Here is a 17,717-nt window from a genome sequence, read left to right on the forward strand (position 1 = left end):
ATCGCAGGCGCATGGCTTTCGGCCCTACTACTGCATTGCGAGCGCCTGAGAATTATGGTTTGAGAGGCTGGATTTCGACGCGTTCTAGCGATCTGGCTCCCGTACCCACCTTGACTCAGAGACGGGTATGTCCGGAAGGCCGTTTGTCAGGGCGGATCGTGCTGCATTTCCGGCCACATGCCGGAGGTGCTTTGGGGAATAATGCAAGGGAGCGCGAGCGGCATGAAGATGTCGATTGGCCGGTTGGGCAGGCAATTGCTGGGGTTGGCGGTAGCGGGTGTGGCGTCTGTCGCCGCGGGATCGGCCTTCGCCGAAATGGGGCAGCCGGCGCCGTGGGAGCACACGCTGCAGGAAGCCGCGACCCCGGTGATGGAAAACATCATCTGGTTTCATAACTTCTTGCTGGTGCTGATCACCGTCATCACGCTGTTCGTGCTGGCGTTGCTGGTCATCGTGGTGGTGAAGTTCAACGCCCGCGCCAACCCGGTCCCCTCCAAGACCACCCACAACACCCTGATCGAAGTGGCCTGGACGCTGATCCCGGTCCTGATCCTGGTCGGCATCGCGGTGCCGTCGTTCCGCCTGCTGTTCCTGGAGCTCGACGTGCCGAAGCCGGACCTCACCGTGAAGGTCACCGGCAAGCAGTGGTATTGGTCCTACGCCTACCCGGATAACGGCAAGTTCGAATTCGACTCGCTGCTCGACAAGGACAAGCAGCCCCGTTTGCTCGGCGTCGACAACGAGATGGTGGTCCCGGTCAACAAGGTGGTGCGGATCCAGACCACCGGCGCCGACGTGATCCACTCGTTTGCGGTGCCCGCGTTCGGCGTGAAGATCGACTCGGTCCCCGGCCGCCTCAACGAGAGCTGGTTCAAGGCCACCAAGACCGGCGTGTTCTACGGCCAGTGCTCGGAACTGTGCGGCAAGGACCACGCCTTCATGCCGATCGCGGTCCGGGTCGTCAGCGACCAGGAATTCGCGACCTGGGTTGAAGGGGCGAAGAAGAAGTTTGCGACCAACCCGGCGAATTCCTACGCCTCGGCTGGTCAGGCGGCGCAGTAGGCCGAGCGGCTTATTGCGGCGGATGGAATAAGGGCGACGGGACCGCGAGGTCCGAGAGGGACTGCAAGGCAGGATTTTGAACATGGCGACAGGCGCAGCGACACACGACGATCACGCCCATGATGATCACGCCCACCATCCGACCGGATGGCGGCGCTATCTCTACTCCACGAACCACAAGGACATCGGTACGATGTACCTGGTCTTTGCGGTGATCGCGGGCGTCATCGGCGCGGCGATGTCGATCGCGATCCGTGCCGAGTTGATGTACCCGGGCGTCCAGATATTCCACGAAACGCACACTTATAACGTGTTCGTGACCTCGCACGGTCTGATCATGATCTTCTTCATGGTCATGCCGGCGATGATCGGCGGGTTCGGCAACTGGATGGTGCCGCTGATGATCGGCGCGCCGGACATGGCGTTCCCGCGCATGAACAACATCTCGTTCTGGCTGCTGCCGGCCTCGTTCGCGCTGCTGCTGCTCTCCACCTTCGTCGAGGGTGAGCCGGGCGCCAACGGCGTCGGTGCGGGCTGGACCATGTACGCGCCGCTGTCGACCTCGGGCCATCCCGGTCCGGCGGTCGATTTCGCGATCCTGTCGCTGCATCTCGCCGGTGCATCGTCGATCCTCGGCGCCATCAACTTCATCACTACGATCTTCAACATGCGCGCGCCGGGCATGACCCTGCACAAGATGCCGCTGTTCGTGTGGTCGATCCTGGTGACCGTGTTCCTGCTGCTGTTGTCGCTGCCGGTGCTCGCCGGTGCGATCACCATGCTGCTGACCGACCGCAATTTCGGCACCACCTTCTTTGCGGCTGACGGCGGCGGCGACCCCGTGCTGTTCCAGCACCTGTTCTGGTTCTTCGGCCACCCCGAAGTGTACATCCTGATCTTGCCCGCCTTCGGCATGGTCAGCCAGATCGTCTCGACCTTCTCGCGCAAGCCCGTGTTCGGCTATCTCGGCATGGCCTACGCCATGGTCGCGATCGGCGGCATCGGCTTCGTGGTGTGGGCGCACCACATGTACACCGTCGGCATGTCTTCGGCGACGCAGGCCTATTTCGTCGCCGCCACGATGGTGATCGCGGTGCCGACCGGCGTGAAGATCTTCTCCTGGATCGCCACGATGTGGGGCGGCTCGATCGAGTTCAAGGCGCCGATGATCTGGGCTGTCGGCTTCATCTTCCTGTTCACCGTCGGCGGCGTCACCGGCGTGGTGCTGGCCAATGCCGGCGTCGACCGCGTGCTGCAGGACACCTATTACGTGGTGGCGCACTTCCACTACGTGCTGTCGCTCGGCGCCGTCTTCGGCATCTTCGCCGGCTGGTACTACTGGTTCCCGAAGATGTTCGGCTACATGTACTCGGAGAAGATCGCCAAGGCGCACTTCTGGTTCACCTTCGTCGGCGTCAACCTGGTGTTCTTCCCGCAGCACTTCCTCGGACTGTCGGGCATGCCGCGCCGCTATGTCGACTATCCGGATGCGTTCGCCGGCTGGAACCTGATCTCCTCCTGGGGCTCCTACATCTCCGGCTTCGGCGTCCTGATCTTCATCTACGGCGTGATCGATGCCTTCGTCCGCAAGGAGCAGGCCGCGAACAATCCGTGGGGTGCGGGTGCCACCACGCTGGAGTGGACGCTGACCTCGCCGCCGCCTTTCCACCAGTTCGAAGTGCTGCCCCGCGTGCAGTAAGTCCAAGACAACGCGGCGCACCTTGGGTGCGCCGCGCCTTTACTTAGAGAAGTGAGACCTGATCTTGTCGGTTGTCGATCACAACGCCATCGAACTGCCCCGGATCTCCGAGGCCGAAGTGGGCGACTACATCGCGCTGTTGAAGCCGCGCGTGATGTCGCTGGTGATCTTCACCGCGCTGGTCGGGCTGATGATCGCGCCGGTGCATGTGCATCCGGTGCTGGCGTTCACCTCGATCCTGTGCATCGCGGTCGGCGCCGGCGCCTCCGGCGCGCTCAACATGGCATATGAGAGCGACGTCGACGCCTTGATGTCGCGCACTGCCAACCGGCCGATCCCGCGCGGCCGTATCACCCAGGCCGAGGCGGCTGCGTTCGGCCTGACGCTCGCCTTCTTCTCGGTGATGACGCTCGGCATCCTGGTCAACTGGGTGGCGGGCGCGCTGCTCGCCTTCACCATCTTCTTCTATGCCGTGGTCTACACGATGCTGCTGAAGCGCTGGACCGCGCAGAATATCGTGATCGGCGGCGCCGCTGGCGCGCTGCCGCCGGTGGTGGCGTGGGCCGCCGCGACCGGCTCGCTCTCGGTCGAGCCGATCCTGCTGTTCCTGATCATCTTCTTTTGGACCCCGCCGCACTTCTGGGCGCTGGCGCTGTTCCGCAGCGACGACTATGCGCGCGCCGGCATCCCGATGCTGCCGGTGGTCGCCGGTCCGGACGCCACCCGTCTGCAGATCCTGCTCTACACCATCGTGCTGGTCGCGATCGCGCTGGCGCCCTGGCCGCTCGGATATTTCGACGCGATCTACGGCGTCACCTCGCTGGTGCTCGGCGCCGGCATGCTGTGGCTCGCCATCGAGGTCTACCGTCGCCGCGAGGGCACGGCTGCCAACCGCGCCACCCGCCGGCTGTTCACCTTCTCGATCCTTTATCTGTTCGCGCTGTTCGCCGTCCTCCTCGCCGAGGTGGTGGTCCGCGCGATCCTGCCTGTCTTCATCGGATAGGGACGCCGGGGGCAAGATGGGGGCGCACGGGATAGCAATGGACGACAAGAACGAACCAGACGGCATCGTCCTTACCGAGGCGCAGCTCAAGAGCCGCCGCCAGCGTTCGGTCGCGATTGCGCTCGCGCTCGGCGTCATGGTGGTGCTGTTCTTCGCCGTCACCCTGGTCAAGGGGCCGGCCGTGCTGGTGCGGCCGCTGTGAACGAGATGGCGAACCAGGGTGCACCGCAGGCTCCGCAAGGCGAGGGCGCCAAGGTGACGCGCCGCATGCTGACTCGCGACGCCATGGTCGCGTCGATCTGCGGCTTCGTCGTGGTGCTGATGGTCGGCGCGTCCTACGCGGCCGTGCCGTTCTACAACTGGTTCTGCCGCACCACCGGCTTCAACGGCACCACCCAGGTCGCGACCTCGGTGCCGACGGATGCGCCGCTCGAGCGCACCATTGCGGTCAGCTTCGATTCCAACGTCGCGCCGGGCCTGCCCTGGAAGTTCGAGGCCGAGCAGACCACGGTCGACGTCAAGATCGGCCAGGTCGTCACGGTCTATTACACCGTGACCAACCAGTCGGCGCGCACCACGACCGGCCAGGCCGCCTACAACGTCGCGCCGCTGACGGTCGGCGCCTATTTCCAGAAGATCAACTGCTTCTGCTTCACCGAACAGACCATGGCGCCGGGCGAGAAGCGCGAGATGGCCGTGGTGTTCTATGTCGATCCGGCGCTGGCCAAGGACAGCGAGAACGACACGCTGAAGACGATCACTTTGTCCTACACCTTCTTCCCCGTGCGTGATGCCGCGCCGAAGCCTGTGGCTGCGGGCGAGGCGGAGCAGCGCAAGGGCGGCTAGAGCATGATCCGGAAAAGTGGAGACCGGTTTTCCGAAAGATCATGCTGATGAGATTGGAATTCTAAGATTAAGACGTGCCTTGCGGCACGCGAATGGAGAGACGGCAATGGCTGAGGCGCAAGTCAAGCATCACGACTATCATCTCGTCGACCCGAGCCCGTGGCCGGTGGTCGGCTCGGTCTCGGCCTTCATCATGGCGCTCGGTGCGATCGGCTGGATGCACCACATGTTCTCCGCTGCCCCGATCGTGTTCGGCGTCGGTACCATCGGCGTGCTCTACACCATGGCGAGCTGGTGGGGCGACGTGATCAAGGAAGCCCAGTACAAGGGCGACCATACCCGCGTGGTGCAGATCAGCCATCGCTACGGCATGATCCTGTTCATCGCCTCCGAGGTGATGTTCTTCGTTGCCTGGTTCTGGGCGTTCTTCAACTCGGCGCTGTTCCCGGCCGATGCGGTGCACGCCACGCGCGATGCGGTGTTCGGCTGCGGCGCCGGCACGGCGATGGGCGCCTGCTCGGTGCCCGGCACCTGGCCGCCCCACGGCATCGAGACCTTCGATCCCTGGCATCTGCCGCTGCTCAACACGCTGCTGCTCCTGACCTCGGGCACGACAGTCACCTGGGCGCACCATGCGCTGCTCGAGAATGACCGCCAGGGCCTCAAGCAGGGCCTGATCCTCACCGTGATCCTCGGCGCCTGCTTCACCTGTGTGCAGGCCTATGAGTACGCCCATGCGACGTTCTCGTTCGGCGGCAACGTCTATGGCGCGACCTTCTTCATGGCGACCGGGTTCCACGGCTTCCACGTGCTGGTCGGCACCATCTTCCTGCTGGTCTGCCTGATCCGCGCCTATGCCGGCCACTTCACCCCGAAGCAGCATCTCGGCTTCGAGTTCGCCGCCTGGTACTGGCACTTCGTCGACGTGGTCTGGCTGTTCCTGTTCATCTGCATCTACGTCTGGGGCCACGGCGCCGAGTCGATGGCGCACGGCGCACACTAACTTCGCTGACGTGCTAAGAGGGGGCGGCCTGATGGCCGCCCCTTTTGCTTTTGATAGAGAGCCGATGACCGATACCCCGCCCACAGTGACCGAGAGCGCGATCCGCGGCATCGCCTGCCGCTGTCCCCGCTGCGGCAAGGGCAAGCTCTATTCCGGCTTCCTGACGCTGGCGCCGCGATGCGAGGCCTGCGGCCTCGACTACGCCTTCATCGATGCCGGTGACGGGCCGGCGATCTTCATCATCATGCTGGCCGGCGCCATCGTGGTCGCGGCGGCGCTGATCGTCGAGGTGAAGTACCAGCCGCCATTCTGGGTTCACGCCGCGCTGTGGCTGCCATTGATCCTGTTGACCACGATCCTGCCGCTGCGCTCGATGAAGGCGCTTTTGATCGCGCTGCAATTCCACCACAAGGCCGCCGAAGGCCAACTGATCGAGCGCGACCCGAAATGAATGATGTCTCTACGCGCCGGCCGAGCGCGGCCGGCTTCGGCATTTTCACCTTGATCCTGATCGCGGTGTTCATCGCGCTCGGCGTCTGGCAATTGCAGCGCCGGGTCGAGAAGCATGCGCTGATCGCCGCGCTCGACACCCGGCTTGCTGCGCCGACCGAGGCGCTGCCGCCGCCATCGGCGTGGCCGACGGTGACCTCCGCGAAGGATGAATTCCGCCGCGTCACGCTGATCGCGACCTACGCGAAGCAGCCCGACGCGATGGTCTTCAGCTCCGGCTCCGCGGTGCGCGACGACATTTCGGGACCCGGCACTTGGGCATTCCTGCCGGCCAAGCTCGCCAGCGGCGAAACCGTGGTGATCAATACCGGCTTCGTCCAGAACACGATGCAGGACCGCGCCTTCGAGGATCGCGTCACCGGCCGCCTCGTCACCGGCGCGCCGGTCGAACTCACCGGCTATATCCGCTATCCCGAGCCGCCAGGCCGGCTGACGCCGAAAGAGGATCCGGTGAAGCGGCTGTGGTTCGTGCGCGACCATCGCGCGATGGCGCAGGCGCTCGGCTGGGGAGAGGTCGCACCGTTCTATATCGACCTCGAGTCGCCGGTGCCCGACAGCGGCACGCCGAAGCCGGGGGCGCTGAAGGTGCATCTCAAGGACGACCACATGCAATACGCCATCACCTGGTTCTCGCTGGCGGCGGCGGTCACGATCGCGTTCGGCCTGTGGTGGCGCGGCCAGCGCCGCCGCGCGGGCTGAGACGAGCAGGTCACGAGGCCGCCCCGGCTTCGTGCGGCGCGTCCTTCCGCGCAGCTGTGCGCAGGTTGGCCAACGACCGGCTGATCCTGTCGAGATAGATGTACACGACCGGCGTCGTGAACAGCGTCATCAGCTGCGAGACGATCAGCCCGCCGACGATGGCAAAGCCGAGCGGCTGGCGCAGCTCCGATCCGGTGCCGGTGCCGATCATCAGCGGGACGCCGCCCAGCATCGCGCACATCGTCGTCATCAGGATCGGGCGGAAGCGCGCCCGGCAGGCCATGTAGATCGACTGTTCGGCGGAGACATCCTGGTGGCGCTCGGCCTGCAGCGCAAAATCGATCAGCATGATGCCGTTCTTCTGCACGATGCCGATCAAGAGGATGATGCCGATCAGCCCGATCACGTCGAGCCCGAGGCCGAACGCCCACAGTGCGACCAGCGCGCCGAGCCCGGCGGACGGCAGGGTCGAGAGGATCGTGATCGGGTGGATCGTGCTCTCATAGAGCATGCCGAGGATCAGGTAGACGGCGACCAAGGCGGCGAGGATCAGGATCGGCGTCGACGCGAGCGCCGCCTGGAACGCCTGCGCGTTGCCCTGGAAGCTGGTGACGACGGTCGACGGCACGTGAAGGTCGGCGGTCGCCTTTTGCACGGCTGCGACCGCAGATCCCACCGCCGTGCCCGGCGCCAGGTTGAAGCTCAGCGTCACCGACGGAAACTGGCTCTGATGGTTCACGGAAAGCGGCGCGGTGCCGTAGTCGATGCTCGCGATCTGGCTCAGGGGCACCATCGTCCCCGCGGATGAGCGGACATAGATGCGGTTGAGCGCGTAGGGGCCGAGCTGGAACGACGGATCGACCTCCAGGATCACGTAGTAGGTGTTGAGCGTCGTGAACAGCTGGGCAACGTGACGCTGGCCGAATGAATCATAGAGCGTGTTGTCGACCGCGGCCGGATCGATGCCGAGCCGGGAGGCGGCGTCGCGGTCGATCTGCAGCTTGAGCTGGCGCGCGGCGTTGGCCTGGTCGGTCGCGACGTCGGCCAGTTCCGGCAACGTCTTCAGCTTCTGATACAGCTTGCCGGCCCACAGATTGAGCTCGTCCTGATTCACGTCGGTGAGGGTGAACTGATACTGCGTCTTGGACAGGCGGCTGGCGAGATTGATGTCCTGTGTCGCCTGCATGAACACCGACATCCCCTTGATCTTCTGCAGTGCGGTGTCGAGCTGGCGGATCACCTGATCGGCCGATGCGTTGCGTTCGGCGCGCGGCTTCAACAGCACGAACAGTCGGCCGTTGTTCTCGGTCACGGTCGGGCCGCCCGGTCCGATATAGCCGGTCGCGTTGGCGACTGAGGGGTTCTTGGAAATGACGTCGATGACGCTGCGTTGCAGCGTCGCCATCTGCGCCGGCGAGACGTCGGCCGAGGCCTCCGTGATGCCGGTGATCATGCCGGTGTCCTGCTGCGGGAAGAAGCCCTTGGGGATGGCCACGAACAGCAGGCCGGTCACCGCGACGCATGCCAGCATGATCGACAAGGTCGTGGCCTTGTAGCGCAGCGCCGCGGCCAGCACGGCCTCGTACGCGGTCTGGATCGCGACGAAGCCGCGCTCAAGCGTGCGCGAGATGATCCCGGCCTCGGCGCCCTGGTGCGGCGACAGCAGATAGGCGCACATCATCGGCGTCAGCGTCACCGAGACGATCACCGACACGACGATGGCAACGCAGACCGTGACAGCGAATTCCTGGAACATGCGGCCGATCACCCCGCCCATCAACAGCAGCGGAATGAACACCGCGATCAGCGAGACCGAGATCGAAATGATCGTGAAGCCGATCTCGCCGGCGCCCTTGAGCGCGGCCTGCATTGGAGAGAGGCCTTCCTCGATGTGCCGCGAGATGTTCTCGATCATCACGATGGCATCGTCGACGACGAAGCCGACCGCGATCGACAGGCCCATCAGCGAGAGGTTGTCGAGGCTGTAGTTGAGCAGATACATCACGCCGAAGGTGCCGATCAGCGAGATCGGGACCGAGACCGCGGGGATGATGGTCGCCCACATATTGCGCAGGAACAGGAAGATCACCCCGACCACCAGCGCAATGGTCAGCACCAGCGTGAACTGAACGTCGGCGACGCTGGCGCGGATGGTCTGCGTACGGTCCGAGGCGATCGTGACCTTGATGTCGGACGGCAGGCTCGACACCAGCTGCGGCAGCAGCTTCTTGATGCCGTCCACCGTGCTGATCACGTTGGCGCCGGGCTGGCGCTGGATCGCCAGGATGACGGCGGGCTTGTCGTTGTACCAGCCGTGCAGCGTGACATCCTCGGCCGCCACGATGGCATGCCCGATGTCGCGCAGACGCACCGGCGCGCCGTTGCGATAGGCGATGATCAGATCGTCATATTTGCTCGCGACGAGCACCTGGTCGTTGGTCGCCAGCGTATAGGCCTGCTGGCTGCCGTACAGCACGCCCTTCGGCTGGTTCACGGTGATGTTGCCGAGCGTGGTACGCAACTGCTCGAGATCTAGCCCTGCGGCAGCGAGCTTGGCCGGATTGACCTGCACCCGGATCGACGGCTTCTGCATGCCGCCGATGGTGACGAGCGAGACACCCGGCACCTGCGACAATTTCTGCGCCAGGATGCTGTCGGCATAGTCGTCGACCTTGGTCAGCGGCTCGGTGTCCGACGTCAGCGCGATCAGCAGCACCGGCACGTCGGCCGGATTGACCTTGTGGAAGGTCGGCGGCGACGGCATGGTCTTGGGCAATTGCCCCGATGCCGCATCGATTGCGGTCTGCACGTCCTGCGCGGCTGCATCGACGCTGCGGTTCAGCGCGAATTGCAGCGTGATCTGGGTGTTGCCGAGCCCGCTGCTCGAACTCATGCCGGTCAAGCCGGCGATCTGGCCGAACTGCCGTTCCAGCGGGGTTGCGACCGAGGAGGCCATGGTCTGCGGGTCGGCGCCGGGCAATTGCGCGGTGACCTGGATGGTCGGAGTGTCCACCGTCGGCAGCGCCGAGACCGGCAGCCGCACGAAGGCGATCATGCCGACCAGCACGATGGCGATGGCCAGAAAGGCGGTGGCAACGGGCTTGCGGATGAAACCTGCGGAGACGTTCATGGCAGCATACCTGCGCTTGCGGTGGTTGCGTCCTGGACCTGGTCGTTCTTGTCGTCGGGCACGATCTCGACTGTCGTCCCCGGATTGAGCCGGTACTGACCCGCGGTGACCACGGTCTCGTTCGCGGCGAGGCCTTGCTCGATCAGGACCTGTCCGTCGCGCGATTGGCCGGTCGCGACATTGCGGATGCCGACGACGTTGTTCGGGCCGACCGTATAGGCGAAGGCGCCGTCTGGCCCCTGGCGCACCGCCGTCAGCGGCACGGTGAGCGCGTTGTGCCGAACCGCGATCGTTAGATGGACGTTGACGAAGGTGCCGGGCCACAGCGTGTTGCCGGCGTTGGGAAAGGATGCCTTCAGCTGCACGGTGCCGGTCGAACTGTCGACCTGGTTGTTGATCAGTATCAGGCTGCCGTGGTCGAGCTTGTGCTTGTTCTGGGCATCATAGACGTCGACCGACGCGTCGCCGGAAGCCAGCGCCTGCTGGACACCGGGGATGTCGCCGGATGGCAGCGTGAAGATCACCGCGATCGGCTGCAGCTGGGTGAGGACCACAAGCCCGTTGGTATCGGTCGGGTGCACGACGTTGCCGGGATCGATGCGGCGGATGCCGGTGACGCCGTCGAACGGCGCCGTGATGGTGGCGTAGCTCAGCTGGGTCTGTGCGGCTTCCAGCGCGGCCTTGTCGAGCGCGACGGTGCCTTCGCCCTGCGCGACCTGCGAGTCCTGGGTATCGAGCAATTGCTGGGTCGCAAAGCCGCGAGTGGCGAGCGGCTGGGTACGCGCCAGATTGGTCCTGGCGTTCTTCAGGCTCGCCTCGTCGCGCGCCAGCGCGGCCTGTGCCTGGTCGACCTGGGCCTCGTAGACACGCGGGTCGATCTTGGCGAGCACATCGCCGCGCTTAACCTGCTTGCCCTCGACAAAATCGACGCTGTCGAGCGTGCCCTGCACCTGGGTGCGGATGGTGGCCGCGTTGATCGGCGTCACCGTGCCCAGCCCTTCGACCACGATCGGCACGTCGTGCTGCGCGACCTTCGTCGCTGTCACCGGGACGACAGGCGCGACCGTCTTCGACTGGGCTGCAGCCGGAGCCTTGTCGGCCGCGCGGTCCGGCCGATCCACGGCATAGAGGCCGACGCTGACTGCGGCGGCCACCAGGCACGCGCCCGCCATTTTGAGGGTCTTTGATGTCATGGGTTACCAGCTCCATCGGTGGTCCGGCGGCCGATCGTTGCGACCAGCTCGAGGACAAAGGTTTCAGTTGCGCTCGCCGCGGCCGCTTCCATCGCGCGGCCGGCGGCGAGGTCGAGATTGATGACGCGTGCGTCGAGATCGGCGGCGCGCAGTGCGCCGATCAGGCCGCCGTGCGGCGCTTCGTCGTTGTGATGAATGACGAGACGGATCGCGGTTGCCGTCGGCGCCATCGGAAACGGCAGTGCGTCGGCGGCGACGTCGACCGCGACAATGCCGCCACAGGGCAGCTCGCCCCGCAGCGCCAATTCGAGCATGAGCCTCGCGAGGTACCCTTCGCCCAGCAGGATCAGCTGCCGCGGCGCCGTGGCGGTGCGATCGAGCGCGTCCGCGACGCCGCTCAGGATGCCGGCATGGCTGGTTTCGCGAAGCGCGATCGGCAGCCATGCCGCTTGCGGCGTGAGCCGCCGCCAGCGCGCAAAGGTCTCCGGGGCTGCGAAATCAGCGGCCCCGGGGACGGTCAGGACGCCGACCAGGACGCGCGTGGTGCGAGGGGGCGGGGTTGCGATGGCGCTGTGCGGGCTCTCGGGCATGCGCAGAAGCTGGGCCCAGGCTCGATATTATTCAAATGAATTGTCTTTATCCATCAATTCACATCGTGCATGATGAAGCATGCGGATGCGCAATCTCGATCTCAACCTGCTGCTGGTGTTCGACGCCATCATGCGCGAGCGCAGCGTGGTGCGCGCGGCCCGCGCGCTCGCCATCAGCCAGCCCGCCGTGAGCCATGCGCTGAACCGGCTGCGTCACGCACTGAAGGATCAGCTGTTCGTCCGCACGCCGTCCGGCATGCTGCCGACGCCGCGGGCGGAAGCGCTGGCGTTGCCGGTCCGCAAGGCGCTCAACGAGCTGCAGCTCGCGGTCGAAGGCGATCGCTTCGATCCGGTGCAGGCGGATCGGCGCTTCACTATCGCCGTCAACAACTACGCCGCGGTGGTCGCAGCCGGTTCGATCATCGCGGCGGTGCGTGCGCAGGCGCCCAAAGTGCGGCTGACGCTGGTGCCGAGCGGGACCTTGAATCTCGCCGACCGGCTCGATCGCGCCGAGCTCGATCTTGCGATCTCCGCCCGAGCGCTGGATGGCGAGCGTTTTGCGTCCCGCCGGTTGATCGAGGACCGCTTCGTCGCAGTGCTGCGGGCCGGTCATCCGGCGTTGCGCAAGAAGCTGACCGGCGAGACGCTGGTCGAGCTGCCGCACCTTGCAATCACCTCCAGCGGCGAGGATCTGGATTTCGTCGACGCCTGGCTGCGGGCCCGCAAGGCCGAGCGCACCATTGCTTCCGATGTGCCGTATCTGTCCGCCGGCGCCGTCCTGGTGCAATCGAACATGGTTGCGATCCTCGGGCGTAAGCTCGCGCTCGAATTCCGCCGCGCCTATCCGATCGAGATGCGGGAGCTGCCATTCGACGCATCGAAGCTGCAGAGCGTCATGAGCTGGCACCGCCGCTTCGACGATCTGCCGGCGCATCGCTGGCTGCGGGAGACCATCGTTGCGGCGACTGCCGGGATATGAACTGCTTACGGCACGAGCGCGTCACTGGGGGAGGCGACGCGGAGCTTCATTGCATCGCTCATCGGCAGCTGCAAATTCTGCCCCCTCGGCGGGATCGGCTGCTCGAACCATTTCGCATAGAGCCTGCCGAATTCGCCCGATGCCATCTTCTCTCTGATTGCACCGTCGACCAGCGCCTTGAACTCCGGGTCCTGCTTGCGCATCATCAGCCCGTAATAGGTCGGTGCATAGGTCGCCGCGAGCATCCGGAAGGCCTTGGGGTCCTGCGCGTTGGCGACCATCCCGGCGACCAGGATATCGTCCTCGAACCAAGCTGCGGCGCGGCCGGTCCGCAGCATCAATAGCGATTCGGCATGGTCCTTGGCCTGCGCAATCGTCACCTTGAGCTTGTGGTCGGCGATGGTCTTCTGGGCGCCGGCAAGGTTGAGAGAACCTTGTGTGACCACGATGGTCTGCCCGTCGAGCTGTTTGAGGTCGGTGATCGGAGATTGATCGACCACCAGCCAGCGCGGCGATGCGACATAGGTCGCAACCGAGAATGCCACCTGCTTCTGCCGCTCGGCCGTGTTGGTCGTGCTGCCGCACTCGATGTCGATGGTGCCGTTCTGCAGTAGCGGAATACGGTTGGAAGCATCGACTGCGACGTATTCGGTCGCAAGCGTCGGCCGTCGCAATTCGGCGCGGATCTTGTCGGCGATCGCCCCGCAGAGATCGAGCGAGAGCCCGGTCGGCTTCTGATCCGCGCCGATGAAGGCAAACGGGATCGAGGCCTCGCGATAGCCGAAGGTGATCTTACCGAGCTCCCTGATCTTGTCGAGCGTCTCGCTCGCCGCGTGAGCCGTGCCGGACTCGAATGCAGTGATCGATAGTGTAGCGAGTGTCAACGCGTGGAAACAGTTACGGATCATGTCGGCCTCCCCTGTTGCTAGCCGGCTTTGCTGCGTGACAATTCGTCGAGGCTCTCCCGCAAAGACCGGTCGAGGATGTCGGTGGCCCGGTCGATTTCGTCGGCGGAGACGGTGAGCGGCGGCGCGATCCGCCACACCGATCCGCGCTCGGGACGACGGCGGATGTTCATGCTGAGGCCGTGCTCGAAGCATTTCCTGGTGGTCAGCCCGCCCAGCTGATGCGCAGCGTTCTTGCTGTTGCGATCGGTGACCAGTTCGACGCCGAGCAGGAGCCCCGCGCCCCTGATGTCGCCGATCTGCTCATATTTCTGCTGCAAACCTTCGAGCCGGTTGCGCAAGTAGGCGCCCATCACATTGGCGCGTTCGACCAGCTGCTCCGCGGCGATGACGCGCAACACGGCAAGGCCCACTTCCGCGAGCAGCGGGTCGGACACGTGGCTCGTGTAGTAGGTGAAATGATCGTCGTGCAGCTTGTGCTCGATCGCCTCGGTGGTCGACACCGCGGCGAGCGGCAGGCCACCGCCCAGCGTCTTCGACATCGTCATGATGTCCGGCACCACGCCGAAATATTCGGAGCCCGTCTTCCTGCCGATGCGGCCGAACGCGGTTTGCGCTTCGTCGAAGATCAAGAGCATGCCGCGGTCGTGCGCCGCCTTGCGCAGCGCCTCCATGAACGCCTTCGGCGGCACCAGCACGCCGCCGGCACTGATGATCGGCTCGGCGATGATCGCTGCACCCCGGCCGCTCGACTGCATGTCGAACATCTTCAGCGCGAGATCGAGATTGGCGAGGGCGGATTCCTCGTCGCTGACCTTCGCAATATACGGTCGGTAGGCGTTGGGCTCGGGGATGACGAACACGCCGGGCGGCGGCACGCCGTAGCCCTTGCGATCGCTCGCCATCGAGACCGAGGCGGCACCGCCGGTGATGCCGTGCCAGGAGCCGCCGAGCACCAGCACCTCGTAGCCGCCGGTGTACATTTTGGCCATGCGGAGCGCGACTTCGGTCGCCTCCGAACCGGTGTTGATGAAGATCGAGCGCTTGAGATCGCCCGGCAGCCAGTCGGTGGCCAGCACCTGGGCAAGCTCGGCAACCACTTCAGGGATCATGCCGCTGAACATGTGGAACGCCTTGCGGCCGGCGCGCTCGACCGCCTCGACGATCGCCGGGTGGTTGTGGCCGATCGTGGCGCACATCTGGCCGGACGTGAAATCGAGATACTCGCGGCCGTCGCTGTCGGTGACGATGGTGCCCTTCGCCGAGGTGAAGAGGTTGGGGAACACGTCGCCGCCATAGCGGACCAGGAATTCGTCGGCGGCGGCCTTCAGCGCGGATGTCATGAGCTCTCCTCGGGTAAGCGGGAGCGATCGCGCGCGGCCGGAGCCGTGCGGCAATGCGGAATCCGCTCGCCATTCGTGGGGTCGGGTCTGGGGTAACGTGGCTGTTGCGTCAGGACGTCTGCGGTACGAAACTTGCCTGCGCCAACAATGATATCGTTACCCGGCAGGCAGGATGGTCGCCAGTTCAAAAAATTCACCGGCCGATGAAGTGGAGTCAACGCAGCGGCCGCGCATGCCGCCGCTGAAGGCGCTACTGGCGTTCGAGGCCGCCTCGCGGCATGGCAGCTTCAGCCGGGCCGCCGATGAGCTTGGCGTCACGCCGTCGGCGATCAGCCATCACATCCAGAAACTCGAGGACTTCCTCGGCGTTCCGGTATTCTCCCGGCACGCCGGGCGCGCGGTGCTGACCAGTGCCGGACGGGCCTATGCCAGCGAGATCGAGCGTGCCTTCGGAACTATCGTCGGCGCGACGCGCCTGGTGGCGCCGCAGTCGCAGCGCGACCATCTGTTCATCGCGAGCGGCCCGAGCTTCGCCGCCAAATGGCTGCAGCCGCGGATCGGCGAGTTCATCGAACAGCATCCCGAGATCGGGATCAGGCTGTCGACGATGTCGGATCTGCGCGATCTCGAGACCATCCGCTTCGACCTTGCGATCGCCTATGGCTGCCCGCCCTCAGGCAAGGGCCGGCAGGCCGAACCGCTGCTGGCGGAGCGGTTGCGCCCGCTGTGCAGCCCGCGGCTGATCGAACAGGCGCAGCTGCGTGAGCCGGCTGATCTCTGCCGCGCGACCCTTATTCATTCCTCCAACGCGCTGACCTGGACCGACTATCTGCGCCAGGTGATCGGGACCAGCATCAAGGCTCGGCACGAACTCTGGTTCGACCGTTCGACCATGGCGATCGATGCGGCCGTCGACGGTCTTGGCGTGGTGCTCGAAAGCGAACTGCTTGCCGCCGACGAATTGAAGAAGGGCACGCTGGTCGCGCCGTTCGATCATCCCGAATTCGAAGTCGAGACGGTGTCCTACTATCTGGTGCGCTCGGCCGAAGCCAAGGGCCGCGGCCATGTCGCCGCGTTCGAGGCGTGGCTGCGCACGAAGATCGCGACAGCGAATCTTCGTGCCCCGGTGACGTGAGATCTCATCCGCACCGGCTCAGTGGCCGGCCGGGGCGGGGCCGCCGAGCTTGATGTTGCGCAAGGTCAGCGCCAGCGGGATCGCCGACAGCGCGATCAGCATCAGGACCCAGAACGCATCCATGTAGGACAGGAACGAGGCCTGGGTCTGCACCTGCTGGCCGATCCACTGCACCGCCTGCTGCTGCGCTTGCAGCAGCGAATTGCCCTGGGCGACGAAGAAGTCGGTCATCCGGTGCAGCGTCTCCTGGTATTGCGGGCTCGACGGCGTCAACTGCTCGACCAGCCGGCTCTGGTGGAACTGCTCGCGATGCGTCAGCACGTTGGAGACCAGCGAGACGCCGATCGAGCCGCCGGTGTTGCGCGCCGCATTGATCAGCGCCGAGGCCTGGTCGGTCTTGCCGGCCGGGATGCCGTCATACGACGCTGCCATGATCGGGATGAAGATCAGCGGCAGGCCGACGCCGATCAGCATGCGCGAGCGCGCCATGTACCAGAAGCCGAGATCGCCATAGACATTGGTCATGCTGTACATCGAGGCCGCGATGACCAGCGCGCCGAGGATGATCAGATATTTCGGCTGCACCTTGGCGGCGAGCCGGCCGACCACGAACATCATCGCCATGGTGACCACGCCGCCGGGCGACAGCACGAGGCCGGCCCAGGTGGCGGTATAGCCGAAATCCTGCTGCACCAGTTGCGGCAGGAACTGGGTGGTCGCGAGCAGGATCGCTCCGGTCGCCAGCATCACCAGGAAGCTCGCGCCGAACTGCCGGGTCGCGACCATCCGCAAATCGATCATCGGATTGCGGCGGGTCATCTCCCACGGGATCATCAGCACGAACGCGATCGCGCAGATCGCGGCCGACGTGATGATGAAGGACGATCCGAACCAGTCGTCCTCCAGGCCGCGGTCGAGCGTCACCTCGAGCGCGCCAAGGAAGGTCGCCACCAGCGCGAAGCCGATGAAATCGAATGAATTGTCCTGTTTCTGGTCCTTCGACTTGGCGGGCTCCTGCAAGACCGCCCCGATCAGGGCGATCGCGAACAGGCCGACCGGAGCGTTGATCAGGAAGCACCAGTGCCAGGACAGATTGTCGGAGAGCCAGCCACCGAGCGTCGGGCCGACCACCGGCGCCACCACGACGGCGATGCCGAACACCGCAAACGCCTGGCCGCGCTTGGCGGGCGGGAAGGCGTCGGCAAGGATCGACTGCGCCACCGGCACCATGCCGCCGCCGCCGAGACCTTGCAGGATGCGGAACAGCAGCAGCGCGTTGAGGTTCGGCGCGAAGCCGCACAGGATCGAGCTCACCGTGAAGATGCCGAGGCAGATCAGGAAGAAGGTCTTCCGCCCGAGCATCTTGGCGAGGAAGCTGGAGGCGGTGAGGATGATGGCGTTGGAGACCAGGTAGCTCGTCACCACCCAGGAGGCTTCATCCTCGCTGACGCCCATGCCGCCGGCGATATAGGGGAGCGCCACGTTGGCGATGGTGGTGTCGAGCACCTCCATGAAGCTCGCGAGCGCGACCACGATGGCGATCAGCCATGGATTGACGGTGACGCTCGGGACAGGGAGGCTCTTGGCATCGATTGCTGCTGCACTCATGACAGCCTCCTG

The 17,717-nt window shown here is 65.2% G+C and carries 16 protein-coding genes and 1 pseudogene; 11 read left to right on the forward strand and 6 right to left on the reverse strand.

Features of this window, described 5'->3' with window-relative positions; translation table 11 throughout:
• The first annotated feature begins 222 nt into the window (after window positions 1-222).
• The 8 genes from coxB to ALC15_RS17035 all read left to right on the forward strand — a co-directional run bounded on the left by coxB (window position 223) and on the right by ALC15_RS17035 (window position 6,822).
• Window positions 223-1,062 (forward strand): cytochrome c oxidase subunit II, encoded by an 840-nt coding sequence (gene coxB / locus ALC15_RS17000; RefSeq protein WP_050628320.1) that lies wholly within the window; start codon window positions 223-225, stop codon window positions 1,060-1,062.
• Window positions 1,063-1,144: 82 nt separating this feature from the next.
• Complete coding sequence (gene ctaD, locus ALC15_RS17005; RefSeq protein ID WP_050628237.1) at window positions 1,145-2,761, forward strand: cytochrome c oxidase subunit I; 1,617 nt, start codon at window positions 1,145-1,147, stop codon at window positions 2,759-2,761.
• 64 nt (window positions 2,762-2,825) lie between these two features.
• Window positions 2,826-3,764: a heme o synthase gene (locus ALC15_RS17010; protein ID WP_050628238.1), complete on the forward strand. Its 939-nt coding sequence runs from the start codon at window positions 2,826-2,828 to the stop codon at window positions 3,762-3,764.
• Window positions 3,765-3,801: 37 nt separating this feature from the next.
• Window positions 3,802-3,966 (forward strand): hypothetical protein, encoded by a 165-nt coding sequence (locus tag ALC15_RS17015; RefSeq protein ID WP_050628239.1) that lies wholly within the window; start codon window positions 3,802-3,804, stop codon window positions 3,964-3,966.
• Between the two features lie 5 nt (window positions 3,967-3,971).
• Entirely contained in the window at window positions 3,972-4,610 is a 639-nt protein-coding gene (locus tag ALC15_RS17020; protein WP_050628321.1) for a cytochrome c oxidase assembly protein, read from the forward strand.
• A 106-nt stretch (window positions 4,611-4,716) separates the two neighbouring features.
• A complete protein-coding gene (locus ALC15_RS17025; RefSeq protein ID WP_021076884.1) occupies window positions 4,717-5,613 on the forward strand; it encodes a cytochrome c oxidase subunit 3 in 897 nt (298 codons plus the stop codon).
• 64 nt (window positions 5,614-5,677) lie between these two features.
• A complete protein-coding gene (locus ALC15_RS17030) occupies window positions 5,678-6,064 on the forward strand; it encodes a DUF983 domain-containing protein (RefSeq protein ID WP_050628240.1) in 387 nt (128 codons plus the stop codon).
• Window positions 6,061-6,822, forward strand: coding sequence for an SURF1 family protein (locus tag ALC15_RS17035; RefSeq protein ID WP_050628241.1), 762 nt, complete (start codon window positions 6,061-6,063; stop codon window positions 6,820-6,822). Before ALC15_RS17030 ends, ALC15_RS17035 begins: the two co-directional genes overlap by 4 nt.
• Before the next feature lie 10 nt (window positions 6,823-6,832).
• Here the strand turns inward: ALC15_RS17035 and ALC15_RS17040 are convergent, their stop codons facing one another.
• Genes ALC15_RS17040 through ALC15_RS17050 form a run of 3 tightly spaced genes read right to left on the reverse strand, consistent with a single transcriptional unit; the run spans window position 6,833 to window position 11,735 of the window.
• Window positions 6,833-9,952 carry an efflux RND transporter permease subunit gene (locus tag ALC15_RS17040; protein ID WP_050628242.1) on the reverse strand — a complete coding sequence of 1,040 codons (3,120 nt, stop codon included), beginning with the start codon at window positions 9,950-9,952 and terminating at the stop codon, window positions 6,833-6,835.
• Window positions 9,949-11,145, reverse strand: coding sequence for an efflux RND transporter periplasmic adaptor subunit (locus ALC15_RS17045; RefSeq protein ID WP_244486118.1), 1,197 nt, complete (start codon window positions 11,143-11,145; stop codon window positions 9,949-9,951). The genes ALC15_RS17040 and ALC15_RS17045 overlap by 4 nt, the downstream gene beginning before the upstream one ends.
• On the reverse strand, window positions 11,142-11,735 hold the full coding sequence (locus ALC15_RS17050) for a hypothetical protein (protein WP_050628243.1): 594 nt from the start codon (window positions 11,733-11,735) through the stop codon (window positions 11,142-11,144). The genes ALC15_RS17045 and ALC15_RS17050 overlap by 4 nt, the downstream gene beginning before the upstream one ends.
• Before the next feature lie 85 nt (window positions 11,736-11,820).
• Here ALC15_RS17050 and ALC15_RS47920 point away from each other — a divergent pair.
• Together ALC15_RS47920 and ALC15_RS17055 are read left to right on the forward strand one after the other, a co-directional pair.
• Window positions 11,821-12,003, forward strand: a pseudogene (locus ALC15_RS47920) (LysR family transcriptional regulator); the annotation flags it as partial.
• A gap of 84 nt (window positions 12,004-12,087) precedes the next feature.
• Window positions 12,088-12,714, forward strand: coding sequence for a LysR substrate-binding domain-containing protein (locus tag ALC15_RS17055; RefSeq protein WP_430649176.1), 627 nt, complete (start codon window positions 12,088-12,090; stop codon window positions 12,712-12,714).
• A gap of 5 nt (window positions 12,715-12,719) precedes the next feature.
• Here the strand turns inward: ALC15_RS17055 and ALC15_RS17060 are convergent, their stop codons facing one another.
• Window positions 12,720-13,622 (reverse strand): amino acid ABC transporter substrate-binding protein, encoded by a 903-nt coding sequence (locus tag ALC15_RS17060; protein ID WP_050628245.1) that lies wholly within the window; start codon window positions 13,620-13,622, stop codon window positions 12,720-12,722.
• A 17-nt stretch (window positions 13,623-13,639) separates the two neighbouring features.
• Complete coding sequence (locus ALC15_RS17065) at window positions 13,640-14,962, reverse strand: aspartate aminotransferase family protein (protein WP_050628246.1); 1,323 nt, start codon at window positions 14,960-14,962, stop codon at window positions 13,640-13,642.
• 232 nt (window positions 14,963-15,194) lie between these two features.
• Between ALC15_RS17065 and gcvA the strand changes: the two genes are divergently transcribed.
• Complete coding sequence (gene gcvA, locus ALC15_RS17070) at window positions 15,195-16,097, forward strand: transcriptional regulator GcvA (protein WP_050628323.1); 903 nt, start codon at window positions 15,195-15,197, stop codon at window positions 16,095-16,097.
• A gap of 18 nt (window positions 16,098-16,115) precedes the next feature.
• Here the strand turns inward: gcvA and ALC15_RS17075 are convergent, their stop codons facing one another.
• Complete coding sequence (locus ALC15_RS17075; protein WP_050628247.1) at window positions 16,116-17,705, reverse strand: DHA2 family efflux MFS transporter permease subunit; 1,590 nt, start codon at window positions 17,703-17,705, stop codon at window positions 16,116-16,118.
• Window positions 17,706-17,717: the final 12 nt, after the last annotated feature.

Origin of the sequence: Bradyrhizobium viridifuturi, assembly GCF_001238275.1 — a bacterium.
Taxonomy (GTDB): Bacteria; Pseudomonadota; Alphaproteobacteria; order Rhizobiales; family Xanthobacteraceae; genus Bradyrhizobium; species Bradyrhizobium viridifuturi.

Coding starts and splice junctions, on each gene's coding strand:
- ALC15_RS17045 (WP_244486118.1), bottom strand. CDS start 11,145: ATGACATCAAAGACCCTCAAAATGGCGGGCGCGTGCCTGGTGGCCGCC.
- ALC15_RS17060 (WP_050628245.1), bottom strand. CDS start 13,622: ATGATCCGTAACTGTTTCCACGCGTTGACACTCGCTACACTATCGATC.
- ALC15_RS17030 (WP_050628240.1), top strand. CDS start 5,678: ATGACCGATACCCCGCCCACAGTGACCGAGAGCGCGATCCGCGGCATC.
- gcvA (WP_050628323.1), top strand. CDS start 15,195: ATGCCGCCGCTGAAGGCGCTACTGGCGTTCGAGGCCGCCTCGCGGCAT.
- ALC15_RS17025 (WP_021076884.1), top strand. CDS start 4,717: ATGGCTGAGGCGCAAGTCAAGCATCACGACTATCATCTCGTCGACCCG.
- ALC15_RS17015 (WP_050628239.1), top strand. CDS start 3,802: ATGGACGACAAGAACGAACCAGACGGCATCGTCCTTACCGAGGCGCAG.
- ctaD (WP_050628237.1), top strand. CDS start 1,145: ATGGCGACAGGCGCAGCGACACACGACGATCACGCCCATGATGATCAC.
- ALC15_RS17065 (WP_050628246.1), bottom strand. CDS start 14,962: ATGACATCCGCGCTGAAGGCCGCCGCCGACGAATTCCTGGTCCGCTAT.
- ALC15_RS17075 (WP_050628247.1), bottom strand. CDS start 17,705: ATGAGTGCAGCAGCAATCGATGCCAAGAGCCTCCCTGTCCCGAGCGTC.
- ALC15_RS17050 (WP_050628243.1), bottom strand. CDS start 11,735: ATGCCCGAGAGCCCGCACAGCGCCATCGCAACCCCGCCCCCTCGCACC.
- coxB (WP_050628320.1), top strand. CDS start 223: ATGAAGATGTCGATTGGCCGGTTGGGCAGGCAATTGCTGGGGTTGGCG.
- ALC15_RS17020 (WP_050628321.1), top strand. CDS start 3,972: ATGGCGAACCAGGGTGCACCGCAGGCTCCGCAAGGCGAGGGCGCCAAG.
- ALC15_RS17040 (WP_050628242.1), bottom strand. CDS start 9,952: ATGAACGTCTCCGCAGGTTTCATCCGCAAGCCCGTTGCCACCGCCTTT.
- ALC15_RS17035 (WP_050628241.1), top strand. CDS start 6,061: ATGAATGATGTCTCTACGCGCCGGCCGAGCGCGGCCGGCTTCGGCATT.